The sequence below is a fragment of the Nitrosospira sp. NRS527 genome (assembly GCF_018406445.1).
GTDB classification, from domain to species: domain Bacteria; phylum Pseudomonadota; class Gammaproteobacteria; order Burkholderiales; family Nitrosomonadaceae; genus Nitrosospira; species Nitrosospira briensis.
In genome coordinates this window covers 1,605,043-1,621,187 of the sequence record NZ_AP024515.1, presented here as the reverse complement: position 1 = coordinate 1,621,187, position 16,145 = coordinate 1,605,043, and the positions used below count along the sequence as shown (strand labels likewise).

Below are 16,145 nucleotides of genomic sequence, written 5' to 3'. Positions count from 1 at the left end.
ACGGTATCCGCATTGGTATTACAAGCGCTGACGCCGAAACTTCATGGTCAGAGCGAAGAATTCCCAACTGACCCTCGCCCAGCACCCACACCCCCCAACACTCGAGCTTAGCGCATGGCCCGGATGCCTCGAATCAACCCCATTGCGGGATCTTGGGGCGGTCGGGTTCCGGTGTGACGGGGTCGCTGCCGCGCAGCCCCGGGGGCACATTGCTTTCGGCAATGCGCTCCCAGAAGCTGTCCAGCCCGTTTCCTTCGAACACGCGCGTTGCCTGGAAGAAACCGAATGCCGCATTGCTCAGCATATGCCCCGATTCATGCTCGAACGTGGCCGGTATGATTTCCCCGCCGACATAGCGAGATGTGTTCACGAAACTGAATGCGCCGAAGTTGAACGCTCTTCCGTCCAGCTGACCGACCCATCCGCCTACCGTGAAAATGTTTCCCGTTTTCCAGTCGACCTGCATGTCGCGAATCCGCAGCGCATCCACCTGCCCGAACGTGACCAGATAACCGATGACATTCAGGGCGAACAGGGTAAGGCCAATCGCATGACCCGGCCAGCTCATCGGCATCAGATAGCTGGTCCAGCCGAGTATGCCCTGGTAGACATCGCTCTTTGCCACCGGCGGAATGACCGAGAGGAAGGTGATGACGCCAAGCGCGGCGCCGATGATCGGCCCGAAGATCATGCCGCCGATCATGGCATTGGCGCCTGCGGTAAAACCTATCAGCGCGCCGCGCAATGCACCTTCCCAGCTACCGTAGGCAATGCCGCCCACGACAGCCCCAATTGCGGCGCCCGCAAGTCCCGCAACGGCAGCATAAGCCAGGAGCGTGCCGAACCCGATTGCGGTCCCAACGCCGAAGGTCAGCACCGAAACAGCAACGACCGCCACCACCACGGCAATGGCGATAACGATCGCGCCCAGCACATCCCAGAAGCCGAGGCCGCTCGGGTCGACATAGCGCACCGGATTATTGCCGGCGTATGCGTAAGGGTTCAGGCGCTTCGGTTCCTGAAGCCCCTGTTCCGGCTGGTACAGGTAGAGCGGGTCCGGTGAAATGAAGCGGCCCATCGTCGGCGAGTACCAGCGTGCGTTGAAGTAGTACAGGCCGATATCGGCATCCAGTCTTTTCGTCGCGAACGCGGGGGGCAGCGTACCGGACGGTGCAATGAGCACGCTCCCGAATGGGTGGAACGCGGTCTCGGTCAGAAGATTACCATCCGTATCGGTATAGATGACCGCACTGCCCAGATGGTCATTGTGTATGAATACGGTCGTCCCGCCGGAGATACGGGCGACCGGCAGATCTCCCGCCATCACCCAACGCATGTCTGAACCATCGCGCGACTCGAACAGATTGTCAACGTAGTGCGTCACCTCTGTCGAGCCGGCTTCGGTCGCTTCGCGCCGGCTCAGCACGCCTTTGTGGTCGTAGAAAAAAGCCACATCGGCGCCGCTGTCCAGTTGCACCCGCGCGAGCTGCTGCTTCGCGTCAAACGTCAGGGTGCGCCCCGGCATGGACACGACATTGCCGTTCAGGTCGTACCCGAACAGGCTGACGGGATTGATGCCGCCGTTGTCCAGGTGGCCGCTCAGCCGGTTGCTGTTGCCGCCATTTTCATAAAAGAGCGGGTTGGGGCTGATCAGCGGATTGCGAATAAAATTTGCCGCCGCGTCATACTCGTAGATATGCGAGTACCCTGCCACCGGATCGGGACTGGAAGCCTCCAGCAGATTGTGGAATGCATCGTATCCGAAGCTCTGCGTCCGCACAAATCCCGGGGTACCGGGCCGCAGATCCTCGATTGACGCAACATTGCCGACCGTATTGATGTCGTAACGGGTATGAAAGTACACGGCTCCGGTATCGGGCCGGAATGTCCGGATTTCACGCAGGCGAAGAGAAGCCGGGTCATAGCCGTATTCAGTCCGGACGCCGTTTTGATAATCCATCCCCGTTCGCACACCGGCGGCTGTGTATTCGATTGCGTCCACAAATCCCGGGATACTCTGAAGCAGAAATCCCGAGTAATACTCGAAATCGATAGCGGCTTCATCGGGATAGGTCAACCGGGTCATGCGGCCGATGCGGTCGAATGAGTAGGTCAGCGCCAGGGCCTCGGTCTGGCCCGGCGCCAGGCGCGAACGTTCGACGACGTTGCCACGGGAATCGTAGCTGTAGGTGGTCTCGCCGGCGGGATCGATCGAACGTGCCAACCGGCCTGTCAGATTTGCGCCTGCCCCGGCGTCGTAGAAGTAGGTTTCCGGCTCGGCTCCCCCATAAGCCGTCCCGATGATGCGATTCAGTTCATCGTAGCGGCGATTGATCGGCTCGCCAGCTCCATCCACCTGTAACGCGAGGTTGCCGGCGGCATCATAAGCCAGCAGACGACGCCCCCCATCCACGTGATCGATTGAGATCTCCTGTCCCGTCAGATCGCGAGTGATGCGGCTAAGGATCACCCCGCGGGGATCGGTAATCTGCCGCAAACGGCCGGTGGCGTCAAGTTCGTAGCTGGTGGTGCGGACCGATGCCTGGTCGCGTTCTTCCACTGCCACCAAGCGATACCACGTGTCATAGATCTCGCGTCGTGGTGTCCCGAACGAATCCGCCAGGGCAGGGTCATTATCCCCTGCATCGGAAAACAGCGTGTCGAACGTTCCATATTCCGCGCCGGATTGGCCGCCATCCGGATGCAATGTGCGGATCGCACGGCCCAATGGGTCAAAGAAAAAGCTGCGCCTTGGCGCGGAAGGATCAGCCGAATATGGCTGGAACTCTAATCCTTCGGCATAGAAGGATTCAAACTTTTCGGCCGTTTTCCCCCGAGCGTTGGGGACGACCTGTCCGCTGACGGATACCGTATTGCCGTCATGTTCGGTCCGGCGCTGGAACAGGGCGCCGGCTCCATCGAGATATTCGTTGACGGAGATGGTACGAGTATCACCCGAAACGACGCGATAATGGGCAGCACGAAGCGCGGGCAGCGTCGCTGTCTCATATGAATAGGTGACGGTGGGGATGGCGAGCGTATCGTCGGGCGCCACTACCACGGCGATACGTGACAAGGGATCGTAGCGCGACTCGGTCACGCCGCCGTTGGGATTCACCATCCGCCGGGGCCTCGCTACCCTAAGATCGTGCTCGACCGTCGCAACAAAACCTTTTGCATCAGTGATCGACGTAGCAAATAGACCGAACTCGTCGAAGGTGTAGATCGTGTCGTTCCCGCGTGCATCCCGGCTGACCAGAACGTTGCCGCGCTCATCGAGACTGACCCGTCTATGATCGTACAGCCAGGCAGGCTTGCCATCTTGATCCTCTCCGTCGCGATACCCCAACGCGGAAAAGTCAGGCTCATGGGCACCGTATGTGGATGCGGCCACATCCTTGTGCAGCGCAACCTTTTCGGTGCGGGTGAGCAGTCCATTTGTGACCTGGCCGAGCGCCAGGCCCTGGAATGCGGCCCCGTCATAGTATTGGCGCACTTCGTTGAGCAAGTTGCCGTCGCCGTCACGCTGGACAATGCGGGAGACACGGTCGCGAACGCGCCCTGCCGGGTCCAGCGCATACTCGGCGTGGGTCGTTACAACGATAGCGATAGGTGCGCCCGCCCCTCCTTCTCCACGACGCTCTTCGCTTGTCACATTTCCGGATATATCGAACGTGAGCAGGCGCCGCTCGATGCGGGCGTCGGGCGTCCGCTCGAACGTCGACGTGGTCGTCTCCTCAATGAAGGGGAACAGAACTCGCCGGCTATCCGGAAGCGTTTGCTCGACACGTACGGTCCATCGGCTCTCCTCCACCCGGTATGGGGTCGCTGCCAGCGGACCGCCGTCCTCTCCGAATACCTCTACCCGAAAAAGTTTGCGTTTCAGGCTACGCCGAAACTCGGGATCGGGAACGGTCGGCCGCCCGGAAGCTTCGGTGTGGTAATGAAAGACGGTGCGACACGAAGGAATCGAGTCATCGCCTTCTTCAATCTGCTCGGATCGGCCGAATCCGTCGAATTCCCGTCGATGTCCGTCATAGTGGCCTTCGTGATAACGGTAGCGGGTCACGTTGTGCAGGCCGCTGATCGAATCATCGACCGCAACGGCGGAAACCACCTGCACAGGAAACGGAAGAAATGACGCCCATGGTTCCCTCTGTTCGCGGTCGCGCCTTGCCTCTTCGGTCGAGGTGGTGTACTTAATGGTCGTGATGCGGCCAAGTCCGTTATCGATGCGCGAGAGCAGGCCGGGCTTCACGTCGCCGGTGAAGTCGAGGTAGCGATAGTCCGGATATGGACTCGTCCACAAGATCCCCGCCGTTCCGGTTCCGCTCATGTCGGCGATTCGCAAGGTATCGGCGCGCGAGGTTGGCGGGGTGTAGCGAATCGTCTGCGGAGCGCTGAACGAGTTCCCCGACTGATTGATCCAGTACGTTACTTCGTCATAGCCGACAAAAACGACATCGGCCAGGCTATCCCCGTTGATATCGACAATGAACACTCGCGCCGGATCGAACGGATAGGGGAATCTCGGCGCGGCGATCATCTTGCGCGATTCGGAGAAGTGGCCTCCGCCGCGCGAGGGCCAGTATTCGAAATACCCACTGCTGAATAACACCACATCCGCAAATCCGTCGCCATTGATGTCGGCAACACGGACGCGGGGGTCGCCGGAAGATAAATTAGGAACCGGCGTCGGCAGGTCGTCCTTTGGCACCAGTCTCGGAGGTTTCCACCCTGCGGACCCCAGATTGTCGTATACCTGAAGACCGGTGCTACCGTCATGCACCGCGTCAACGAGACCATCGCCATTGACATCCATCAACTGCAAACCACCGGTTTCAAAAGCGAGCTGGGGTTGCCGGACGTACTGGTTGAAATCGGCGAAAGCGCCAGTCCCTTCATTGCGGTAGAAGCCGCTCAGTGTCCCGCTGCCGACGAGCACATCCGCCGCACCGTTTCCGTCCATGTCGGCGAATTGCACGCGATCTTCAGCGGTGGAGAAAACAGCCGGGAACTGCGGCAAGGAACGGGGTGGGCTCCACCTGAGTCCACCCGTATTGGACCAGTATCGCGCCACGCCATTTTCAATCGAAAGAATACCGGGGAGACCACGGCCGTCCAGATCGATCAGCTCCAGGTTCGGCTGGTCAAGGCCGGGCGGCGCTGTGCCGGCTTGAGCCAGGAACTTCCTCAGGCGGCGACTGGAGGGAGCGAATTCGGTATAGGAAAATTCCAACGGCGGAAGTGACGCCGACTCCCCTGTTTCCGGATCGTTGCCTGAAAAAGTAACCGACCGAAGAAGCGATAAACCGGAGAAGGGCTCCGTATCGTACGCCAGCGCCCATGTCCGCACAGCAGCCGGACCCAGCGGCTCGACGTGAAGCGTGATACGTGAGCAGCGCAGGGCGGTGCGCATTTCAAAGCCGCTGCGAAAATCCGAGAACGGGTCGGGGCGGGCTTCATATTCGAACCGGACCGCATAGACAGCGTAGCGTATCTCCTCGATATATCGCTGGCCTTCTTCCGTTCGATACCGGTAGGTAATGGTGTTGCCCGCAGTATCCTCTGTGCGTTCGATAAGCCATGCGAACTCCCGGGTCGTCCCATTATCGTCGAATTCGATCCTGCTTTCGGCCGTGGTCCCGAAGGTGTGGCGCATGCCGGACTTCTCCGCGACCTGCCACCCGGACGCCGTGCGGCTGAACTGCTCGAATCCGTTCTCGATTGACGCCCTGAAGTTGTCGGAGCCCACGGGGAGGAGTTCCGTTTGTCCGGCGAACAGGAATGTGTCGTTATCTGTGTAGGCGGGTGTACCTCGAAACGTGCGACGACTGATGACGGCAAAAGGCAGCGACCAACCCAAGCCCCAGGCGCCGTTCCCGGCGCCTGTACTGTAGCCGAGAGCGAGGCTGGGTTGAAAGTTTCGGATACCCGGCAACAGGTCAAGCGGAACCCGATAGTTGCCGACACCGGAATTCAGGTCCGGCTGAAACGTCTCGCCGAGACCGCGAACGTCGCCGCCGCCGGCCGGATTGGACGCAGATTGACGATTGACAGGCGATTTGTTGGCCACAGGCTATCCTCTTATGTCAGAGATCGACGATGCGGAAGTTGTCGAAGTGTGCTCCCGCGCTGCCCCAGCAGAAAAGCCCGGCACGCCCTGCGTTGGGTAGCGACGCATCCTGCCCCGACAATACCAATTCGTCATTCAGGTACGCGTTCAACTGTGTCCCACTGATGCGTATCTTCAACGAATAGCTCTTACCGGTCTCGTATCCGTGAGTCGCATCGAGTGCGGCGGTATCGAGTTCCTGGAATACGCCGGCGACTTTCTTCCCCATCCGACGATAGTTGCGCTGCTGGTCCATCAGGAAGTAATAGAAGTTGTCCGCGTCCTGCCAGCGGAACACGACACCGATACCGTCGTTGTCTTCCGAGCTGACGTCGACGACCACGATGCAATTCTGGACTGCCGGCAGTGCGGTCGTTGTTTTTCGAACGAGGTAGGTACCGGGCTTATCGGGTCCGGTCGCACCGGTTCCGAACGCACCCCCGTGTATATCCGATAGCTGATCGATGCGACGCGCTTCAGCATTGAAGACCCACTCCGATGGTGCGGATACCGTGGCCTGTGGATCGTCGACAATGTCGAAATCCGCAAGCGTGTCCGCATCGAAGCGATCCAGCAGCAACAGGTAAGGCTGGCCGGGGATGCGGCGGGGGGTGAACTCGTACTCCGTAGTCATTATGATATTTTGCACTTGCGACCATTCAAAGCCGGCATCGAACCGGGCCTGGTTCTCCGCCATCGGAATCACAATCTTCCACTCCTGCAACCACGGTTTGCCGATGAACGCGTTGAGCGGGTTCGACCCACCCGTCGAAAGCGCACCGTCCGCGGTCGTGGTCTGGGTGGCAGTAGTGCCATCGGCAGCGGATACCTTGACGACCAGGTTTTCGGGTGATACGCCCTCGTCCGTTTCAATCAGGAAGGTGAGTTCGCGTACGCGCGGATCCAGGTGGTAGAAAGGCAGCATGGTCGATCGAAGCGTGAACGTTACCTCGCCGGTATCCTGGAAAGCGAAGAACTCGTCGAAAAGCTCGTACCGGAGCGCGACGGTGCGGCGTCCGGCATTCATCTGCTCGACCGCGAGCTCTTCCAGTATCTTCGGCTTCAGGTTCGGATCGAAGAACGACTCGTAGTAGAGCACGAGCTTTATGTCGGTAATGTAGTTCAGGATGATGTCGTTTGCGGCGGGGTTAAGCTCGAATACCCATGAGGTCGAGACCGGGCTGTTTTCGAAGATCGCCAGCATCTCCACATCCGGCGTGAAGATCACGGCGTCCGCAGCAATGCGGTATTGCGACACCAGCAGCGTTTCCGGCTGTAGCAGCCGCATCTTGATGCCTCCGTTGCGCATTCGCGACAGGCAGAGCCCGGTGTTGGTCAGGCTCGCGTGTATTCCACCACGGCCGATCAATCCTTCGACAATCACCTCGGCGCGCTTGATGCGCTGCAGGTAGGCGCCGGGGTAGTTCCGGTCGAAATCGCTCAGCTCGGTACGGAAACCCATGGTTCCCGTCCGCTGAAAATCGCGGAGGAACTGGACCGGGTAGCGATCCGCCAGAGAGATGATTTCCTTCATCGGCTGTTTTTTTTCGCCCAGGATAATCCGCATGAAAGTGAACGAATCGATGTCGCGAAGCAGAAAATCGCCGCCTAGAAGACCTGCCAGATCGTTCCGGTTATACGCGGGTTTGATGATATTCACCGCCTTGCCCACCTCATACTCGTAAGCCTGCTCCATCAGCCGGGCTATGACGATAGCTTGACTGAGATATGACTTGGAGATCTGGCGAATCTCATTTGCCAAGCGGTTCCAGAGATCGGGCGTAAACTCCTGCGAGTCGAACAGCGCCAGTTGCTGCTCGGCCTGCTGCTTGCGCAGCGTGGCGATGTTCTTCTGGATATCGGCGGCCTCCTTCTGTTTGGTCGCAATGTCCACCTGCTCATCCGCGACTTTCTTCGCAGCTTCCAGTTCGCTGATCCGGCGATCCATGTTATTGAGTTCGAACTCGCGCGAGATCTCGCTGCGCCGGCGTGTCAGCGTACGGAGCACTTCGTCGACACGGTGGGTTCCGTCCGAGATTCCATATCCCCCATAGCCGGAGAAGTCGTACTCGGTCGTAGGCGCGCCGACATACGTGATTTCGGAGTCCAAAGCCATCTCTTCGAGACTCACATCCGTGTATTCCGTTTTCAAATCCCTGGCGTTTTCGAGCTGCGTATTCGCATAAGCCTGGTTCGCCTCGATCGCTTCCTTCTGTTCTTTTGCTATCTCTACCTTCTTGATCTCGAGTTGTTCGTTCGCAGCCTCCAGGTCGACCGCATTCTCCAGCATCGACCGCTGGAACTGCTCCTGCTCAGCACTGGTCTTGAAATTGATGTAAGTCTGCTCCGCCTGAATCGCATGCTCGGCGAAATAACGCGCGGTATTTTGCAAGTAGTCGAAACGAAACACCGGGATCTGCTCGCGCGCCAGGCTGAGCAATGGAAAATCGATCCCATCTTCGATGTTCTGAATATTGAGTTTGGCAAGCAATACCACCGCTGCGATGGACGGATTGTGCACGTCGGCATCCAGGGGCTGCGGCGCGGCGAGAATGGCCTGTACCTGCGCCGTAAGTCCATCGAACACCGGCGACTTGTAGAGCGCCGAAGCTGGATCCAGGATGGGATCGGTCAGGCGCACAATCTGTTCATACCTTGTTCTGGCTTCAGCCTTCTCACCGGCTTCGAACAGGAAATTTCCCCACCTGGTGTAGGCATTGGCCAGCTTCAGCCAGACCATAGGCGCCTCAATGGCCTGGTTCAGGTATTGATAGTCGCGAGCCTTTTCGTACCAGGTGATGGCTTCTTCATAATCGCCCAGCTCCAGATGGCAATCGCCAAGACTCAACGGAATGGTGAAGCCATAAGTGTGCGGGATATAGGCGATGAAATTGGTGTCGATGATCTCGAAAGTAGCGAGTGCTGCGAGTGTGCTAGCGCTGATTCGCGGCTGATAGATGCTTGCCGTCAGGTTTGCGGCCGCATTGACCTGAAGATCGACACTGACAATCTGGTCGCCTTTGAACACTCCGAATTGCTGAGCGCCGCTGGCGAGGGAAACTGCGGGCGATACGTCCAAATATTGGCTGGAACCTGACGGTGAATTAAGGATGAAGCCGAGTCCCTCACTGCCCATCGGCCTCTGCATTGCGGTGGCTGTACCGGGATTGAGCGGCTGCGAAAGCGTGCGTCCGAACGACAGGGGAACGGAGTCGCCCGCCGCCTGGAAAGCGGCACCGGAGCTGCGCGCATCCCCGACCAGGGCCGCCACGACACCGAGATTGTTGCTGATTGCCCCGAGTTCCGGGGTTTGCGGCGATTGTCCCGCCACGGCTGCGGCTGCACCAGGCGTTCCGGGCGCGCCCACGGCGCCGGGTACCCCGGGTATGTTCGCCGGCCCAATACCCACGCCCGGACGCTGCGCAAGCTGGAATGCTTTCGCAAAACTGTCGCGCGCGTTATCGAATTCGCTTTGCTGCACGGCCGCTATGCCGGATGCGACCATGAGATTCGATTCCAGTTCGCGGTTCCTTCCGCCATTGAGTTCGAGCGCCTGGCGAATGATGGGCCGGGCTTCGGCGGTAGCTCCAGCCTGAAGATACGTCGAAGCTTGTTCATAAAGGACGGACGCAGGCGATGCCACCACCGTGCTGCCCGTGCCACCGAACTTCTGCACGATGGACGAGATTTCCTGCGGGGGATTATCGGGCGATACTATCGGACGCTCCCCCACGACGGAGCGGTATTTTGCAACCTGAGCAGTGGCAGTAACCATCATATCGGTCAACTGCATCTGCTTGAGCACCGAGGTAGTGATTGCAGTGACGTCAACCGGAAAATAGGGATGAAGGAACTTGTGCAGCAGGGAATAAGCCGTCTGATACTCGCTCAGGGCGTTCTGGAACTCGTCCTGGAAAAAATAACGATGTCCGTTCGCGAGATGCCCCTGCACCTGTTTTTCCAGCGCCAGTTTCGGATCAACTTCGGCCACCTGGAAGCCGAAAACCTGCGGGACGACTTTGTAGCTGTAATAATTACTGAGGTACTTGGTTGCCATGGCTGATTCCTCGTTGATCGGCGTGTTAAAAATTTACTTTTACTATCGGAGCAAGCGGGCAAGCGCCTTCGACTGCATGTTTATATTTTCAAAGGGGTATAAAACATCCTTCTTTGTTTTATAGATCACAGAATTAAAATAGCAAGCCAAGTAGTGCGTTACCTCAATAAAAAAGGAATGTCCCAAGAGGATACGCTGCGCTGCCGCAAAATGCCGGTAACGGATCGAGGCGGTATCGACATGGGTAAACGTGAGAAACGGATGTATCGTGAGGCAATACGCAATCGCTACCATTGGGCCAAAAAGGCTGACAAGGACACGATTCAGGCAGGTTCTGTTCAGTCTGCGATTATCAGCACAGGTTCACGACTTCAAGCAGAAAACGGGGAGTATTTAAGCCAAAACGTCAGCGATTAGAAAAAAAGAGAAGAAAGCGGCGATTAGAAGGGGATTTTTTGTGGTGATGAATTTCCCATTACCTGAGATAGGGAGATAGGGAGATAAGCAGTCATGATCGGTCAACGAAACGGACGGCTCAGAAAGCGGGACCCGGCAAGACCGAACCGCCAAGGCACATCCACGGCTTTTGAAATACCGATGCGCGGGCCTGTCACGATTGGAATCTGTTCCCCGGAATTGGGGAGTGTAAGTTGAAATGGTGGTGAGTCGATGGGCATACCGCCATGCTCACTCGTTATACCGAGCGCCTGGCAGACACGCCCCGGTCCGGAGCACAGGAGGCGCACATCATTGAGACCGCGCCGCGCCCGCATGGTCTCCAGCCCTGCGAGCGGTTCGATTGCGCGAATCAGAACACCCGCGCCATGTCCTTCCGTGCGGCAAACGAAATTGAGGCACCAGTGAATTCCGTAGGAGCGATAGATGTAGGCTCGACAGGGCGGGCCGAACATCACACTATTACGCTTGGTGGGACCGCCAAAACTGTGTGACGCAGGATCTTCGTGATCATATGCTTCCGTCTCCACAATGCGTCCCCCGATGCCATCGAGGAGTAGGGTTGCGCCTATCAGAGACCGAGCCACATCAACGGATGGGGCGGAAAAATCAATAAATGATGGCGAGATTGTATTCATGTCGGCAATTTTATACGGATAGCCTGAGAATCGATACCGCCTCCTGACGCATGAACCTAAATCCGGCCGGCTTATGGAAGATTCGTGCCATTATCTACCTGGCTATCTTCGTATCGATGAAATAGCCGATGCCCGCTTTTCGAAAGACTCCGCTTTCTCTGGCTGATGTGTACGCCGATATAGTGTGGCCAGACTCTTCAGCGTTATAGCTACGCTCAAATGGTTTGGGCCGAGGCTCTTTTCATTTATCCTCAGCGCCCGCTTATAAAGCCGCTCCGCTTGCGTATATCGAGCTTGACCCGCATAAAGCGCACCCTGATTGTGCAGTGTGGTGGCAACATCGGGATGATGCGGACCCAGGGCTTTCCTTGAAATCTTCAGCACGCGCTTAAGAAGTGGTTCGGCCTGGGCATACTGCCGCTGCGCGAGATGCAGCAATGCAAGATTATTTAAATTCGTGGCAACATCGGGATGGTGCCGGCCCAAGATTTTCTCACCAATTTGCAATGCGCGTGCAAGAAGGGTTGCTGCGTTTTGAAGCTGCCCCAATTCGCGCTGCATCTCAGCCAGGTTGTTCAGGCAGATCGCTACAACCGGATTATTGGGGCCGAACCTGCTTTCCGAAATCTCCAGCGCACGCTGAAGGAGATGCTCGGCTTGCGCATAGTACTTTTGATCGCGGTAGAGCGTAGCCAGGTTATGCAGGCTCACAGCAATCTCGGGATGATTCGGCTCCAGGGCTTTTTCCCGAATATTCAATGCACGGAGAAAAAGTGGCGCAGCCAGCTCAAGGTTTCCCTGCGCGTGGTGAATCTCGGCCAGATTGCTCAGGCTTGCTGCTATATCGAGATCGCACCCGCCGCAGCGCTGTTTCCACAACAGCAGCGCTTCTTCCAGAAGCGTTTCGTTTTCAGTACGTTTCTTTCCCGCATAATGCATCATTACTGGATTGTCCCGTGCGGTGACCGGTCCAGGATAATGCACTGCAGGGGCATTCCCCGCATTTTGCGGAGAATTCCTCGAGGCCGCGGTAGCGCGCAGGGGATTCCCTTGCTTATCCGCCTTCACTATACCTCCACAATGGTTGCAGCTTGTGAACGGTTTCCACAATGACGGCCATTTAACTCGGGATTGGCCGGCATGAATAGCTGTAATATCTTACAGGCTAGCCGATATCAACCGCGTTTACGGCGCGGTGAGGGTCAAAACGCGCATCTCCGAAAAGGAAGGAAGAATGTCGTCACCCATGCTGATGATTGCCGCAACGTTGCTTTTTGCAACGATGGGTATGTGTGTGAAGTTCGCTTCCGCAGACTATAGTACGGCCGAAATCGTGTTCTACCGTGGCGTCATAGGGGCAGCCACCATGATACTGCTTACGCGCACACATGGCCAAACGCTTCGCACCCGTCTGCCCGCGATGCACTTCGGGAGGAGCCTGGCAGGCGTGTGTGCGCTTGGCCTCTGGTTTTATGCAATCAGCGCTTTACCGCTTTCCACGGCGGTGACATTGAACTACATGTCGCCTATCTGGATGACGCTGCTGCTTCTCGTCAGGGCCACTCTCGGTGGAGGCAGCAAGGTTGATAGTCGTTTGGCAGGTACAGTGCTTGCCGGTTTCGCCGGCGTGATCTGTATCCTCCAGCCAACAATGGCAGGGGATCAGCTAAGGGCGGGCCTGATGGGCCTGCTCTCGGGTCTGCTTACCGCGCTCGCTTACCTGCAGGTGGTCGCTCTTGGCAGGGCCGGTGAACCGGAGGCTCGTGTCGTGTTTTATTTCTCGCTGTGCAGTATCTGCGCCGGTGCCGCGGTCGTGCCGCTGGCTAGCGGCTGGCATACCCATACTCTCAGAGGCCTGGGCATGCTGCTCGCTATCGGTTTGCTGGCAACATTCGCACAACTGCTGATGACGCGCGCCTACGCTACCGGCCGCATACTCGTCAATGCCAGCCTCCAATACCTGAGTATTGCGTGGTCCTACGTATATGGGGTGCTGCTATTCAGCGATCCGGTGACGGGCATGGCGCTGCTCGGTATGGGCTTGATAGTGGCCGCCGGTATAATGGCTGCAAAATTACGTCAGTCTGCCGGCGCTTCCAAGCCAATCAGCAAATGCGACGGCGTGTGAATGACAGCAAACACCATTGAGCACCGATACCTTGTCAGGGTTCCTTGATCCAGCCGCGATGAAATCACTAGTTTTGCAGATAATGTGAGCCGGAGTGTCATTTTATTTGCAATTAATTCGAGCTGAAAATAGCGCCAAATGCAAGCCCGACCGGTTTCAAAGGCGAGCCGTTACACCTACGTTTTGATTCGGACATTCGCAAAGGCTACGTTGCCGGTGTGCGTCTGCAGACCGATAAAGCCTGAGTTGGAATCGACGCTGGGCGGTTTTCCCCGAACGGTATCGGTGGCACCGCGCCGGAACCGGGTCGCTTCCTGGCCGTTGAGGCGGACAATGTAGTCCTGATTGTTCACTTCGATTTCGTAGCTGTTCCATTGCTCCGCTGCGAGATTCTGATTGTTCTTGTAATCCTGCTGCCCCTGGCCCGTGCCCAGCGATTTAATTTTATAAATGGCTCCAGTCCTGGCGAAGAATGAACCATCTGGCTCACCGAAACGCTTGTCTCCGCGTGCTTCTTCATCGATCTGAATTTCAAACCCGGTATGTACCGCAACGAAGGCAGCGTTGTTTGTCGGATCGATAGGATCAGGCGCGGGATCAGGTAGGCGCGGATCGCGGAAACGAACGAACACGCCTGAGTTATCGTTGTTGTTGCCTCGGGGATGTGGGAGCAGGAAATCGAGGCGCAGGATAAAATCCTCGAAGGGCTGCAGCTTAAAAATGTTGATGAGGTGATCGTTTGGCTTTCCGAAACCAAGTGTAACCTATCATAAAGCGGGACTTACTAAATTGCGTTGATTGTAAATGTTCTGAAGCCAGGCAATTCATTTGCAATTAATGTGAGCCCACGACAATGGAATGCGAGCCGGCGCGGATAAATGCAAGCTCATTTGCAGATAATGTGAGTCCGCTGGTTATTTCATTTACAGTTATTCTGAGCCAGAAACGGCCTCAAATGCGAGCTTGGCCGGTTTCAAATGCGAGCCGTTACAACTAGTGGACACGATTGTTTTCGAAGCCGACAGGAATATACCAATCGCCCAAGAGCAAAAAATACTTATAAACGAGCTGCTGCATTCACTCTCGCCTTTACTTTTATCGCATCTGCTCGCTGCAACGTCATCGCACCAATTCTTCGAGCTCGCATTTCTGGTGATGCTCCACAGAGACGCCCGCGCGTGCCGCTTCACATGCGTTTCCGTAGGTCTTGCCGTCGCAGCCGCAAACAGGTCTGTGCTCTTTGGTACAGATACTGGGTATGGCCTTGCAGGTTCCCTGCGCATCGCGAATTTTGCATTGCCCGGCACCGACCTCACAGTATTGCGCGTCGGGGCATAACGTTCCTAGAAGTCCGCCACAATCCAATGGTTCAATGGGTTCGATTTCCTTGCAGCGGTCCGTTAATTCCACCTTGACAAAGGTTCCGGGTTTCGGACGAATAGAACGCAGTTGCTCGACGAAATTGCGAAATTCAAGCGGTGTTGAGCTAAGGCCTGCTTCCGCGCAAGCGGATAAACCCACCTTGGTTGATGTCGGGCCACCCACTCTGGGATAATAAACATCGAAAGTATCGACGGTATCAGAGGCGATGGCGTTACCGATCACCTTTCGGACCAATTCCAGCGATGCGTTATCCACGTTGTCATTGGTACTGCCGACGCGAATAATAACGGCACCGGCCTCATTATCGTTCTCGGCAAACGAAAATGTGTTTGGAAGGAGACCGAAACCTACCAAGAAAATATAAATTAATTTTTTCACTTTTTCTTAATTGAGTAGTGCGGGCGCGAAAATAAGCGGCTGACAACAAGCACGCTTATCGCTCCAGGAGACCTCAAGGCTGACGTCCAACCAGGAAGCAGTCTGACGTACAGAATAGCGCTGCGGCCCGAATTCACTCGGCCGCAGCAATCAGGGTATCCACGTCTGAAATTCCACGGTGATTTTTAGCCATATCGTCGAATTAATTTGGCCCTATAGATCCACCTTGTTCATACTTTGGGTCTTTTTTCGGCTTTCCTTCCTTATCCACAGGGAAGTCGGGGACGTGGGTATCTTTGCTCGGCGATCCTGCATCTTTGCTCCGTTCCTCTCTTTTTTGCTGATCCACATATCCCATATCCATTCCATCGTTGGTAGTCCCACCTTGAGTGGATCGGGACTTACCCTGGCCAGAAGCGCTGCTGCTACCCGTAGAACCGCTCTGTCCGGCTGAACTTCCCTGGCCGGATGTGCTACCGCCGTATTGGGCCTGCGCTATACCCGCGACGCTGAATATCGCCGCGCTGGCCAAGGTTAAAAAAGATGATATAGAGAATAATTTCATGGCTGTTCCTTCTTGTTTATCCAGCAATATTGCTGTGTTTGAAAGGTTACGTGCCGTCTCGCAACGCTTCAGTGCGGTACCACACCAAAAACGCTGTCGATTCCATGATAACCGGGCATCATACAATACTCGCTGCGCTGGAAGCCGGTGCACCAATTCAATGCCAATGTTTTTACTGATAATATTGGAAAAAGTTGAGGGAACTGTTCTTATGCCGGGCGCCGTATGGATCTGGCATGACGACATTGGACGGCGCATCTCAAATGTTCAGTGCGCCATCGTCCAGCGTTCTATTACTCACTACACTCACACCCAAGTAATATGATGGGCCTGTGGCAGGCAGGCATTCCAAGGCCGGGTTGCATATATACGAATTATGCGATTCAGCATCACAAAGACAAAGAGACAAAGCAATCGGGGTCATC

At 56.5% G+C, this 16,145-nt stretch carries 9 protein-coding genes; 2 read left to right on the top strand and 7 right to left on the bottom strand.

From position 1 onward, the window contains the following. Positions 1–133: 133 nt before the first annotated feature. Entirely contained in the window at positions 134–6,076 is a 5,943-nt protein-coding gene (locus KJS40_RS07245) for a toxin TcdB middle/N-terminal domain-containing protein (RefSeq protein ID WP_213539637.1), read from the bottom strand. A 16-nt stretch (positions 6,077–6,092) separates the two neighbouring features. Continuing rightward, entirely contained in the window at positions 6,093–10,172 is a 4,080-nt protein-coding gene (locus tag KJS40_RS07240; RefSeq protein WP_213539636.1) for a tetratricopeptide repeat protein, read from the bottom strand. Positions 10,173–10,325: 153 nt separating this feature from the next. On the opposite strand from KJS40_RS07240, the gene KJS40_RS07235 reads away from it, so the two are divergent. Beyond that, the gene (locus tag KJS40_RS07235) at positions 10,326–10,589 is read left to right on the top strand and encodes a hypothetical protein (RefSeq protein ID WP_213539635.1); all 264 of its coding nucleotides are present in this window, start codon (positions 10,326–10,328) and stop codon (positions 10,587–10,589) included. Between the two features lie 101 nt (positions 10,590–10,690). Here the strand turns inward: KJS40_RS07235 and KJS40_RS07230 are convergent, their stop codons facing one another. Together KJS40_RS07230 and KJS40_RS07225 are read right to left on the bottom strand one after the other, a co-directional pair. Further along, complete coding sequence (locus tag KJS40_RS07230; protein WP_213539634.1) at positions 10,691–11,266, bottom strand: DNA-3-methyladenine glycosylase; 576 nt, start codon at positions 11,264–11,266, stop codon at positions 10,691–10,693. Positions 11,267–11,368: 102 nt separating this feature from the next. Continuing rightward, positions 11,369–12,334 (bottom strand): tetratricopeptide repeat protein, encoded by a 966-nt coding sequence (locus KJS40_RS07225; protein ID WP_244859751.1) that lies wholly within the window; start codon positions 12,332–12,334, stop codon positions 11,369–11,371. 166 nt (positions 12,335–12,500) lie between these two features. Here KJS40_RS07225 and KJS40_RS07220 point away from each other — a divergent pair, with 166 nt between their 5' ends. Beyond that, positions 12,501–13,394, top strand: a complete 894-nt coding sequence (locus KJS40_RS07220; protein ID WP_244859750.1) for a DMT family transporter — start codon at positions 12,501–12,503, stop codon at positions 13,392–13,394. A gap of 176 nt (positions 13,395–13,570) precedes the next feature. Here the strand turns inward: KJS40_RS07220 and KJS40_RS07215 are convergent, their stop codons facing one another. The 3 genes from KJS40_RS07215 to KJS40_RS15270 form a co-directional block, all read right to left on the bottom strand. Continuing rightward, on the bottom strand, positions 13,571–14,068 hold the full coding sequence (locus KJS40_RS07215; RefSeq protein WP_244859774.1) for a DUF1080 domain-containing protein: 498 nt from the start codon (positions 14,066–14,068) through the stop codon (positions 13,571–13,573). Between the two features lie 445 nt (positions 14,069–14,513). Next, the gene (locus tag KJS40_RS07210; protein ID WP_213539633.1) at positions 14,514–15,155 is read right to left on the bottom strand and encodes a Kazal-type serine protease inhibitor family protein; all 642 of its coding nucleotides are present in this window, start codon (positions 15,153–15,155) and stop codon (positions 14,514–14,516) included. Positions 15,156–15,357: 202 nt separating this feature from the next. After that, the gene (locus tag KJS40_RS15270; protein WP_244859749.1) at positions 15,358–15,978 is read right to left on the bottom strand and encodes a hypothetical protein; all 621 of its coding nucleotides are present in this window, start codon (positions 15,976–15,978) and stop codon (positions 15,358–15,360) included. Positions 15,979–16,145 lie beyond the last annotated feature (167 nt).

Bases quoted from the DNA above. Each gene is read 5' to 3' on its own strand.
- KJS40_RS07230 (WP_213539634.1), bottom strand. From the start codon at position 11,266: ATGAATACAATCTCGCCATCATTTATTGATTTTTCCGCCCCATCCGTT.
- KJS40_RS07220 (WP_244859750.1), top strand. From the start codon at position 12,501: ATGTCGTCACCCATGCTGATGATTGCCGCAACGTTGCTTTTTGCAACG.
- KJS40_RS07240 (WP_213539636.1), bottom strand. From the start codon at position 10,172: ATGGCAACCAAGTACCTCAGTAATTATTACAGCTACAAAGTCGTCCCG.
- KJS40_RS15270 (WP_244859749.1), bottom strand. From the start codon at position 15,978: ATGCGCCGTCCAATGTCGTCATGCCAGATCCATACGGCGCCCGGCATA.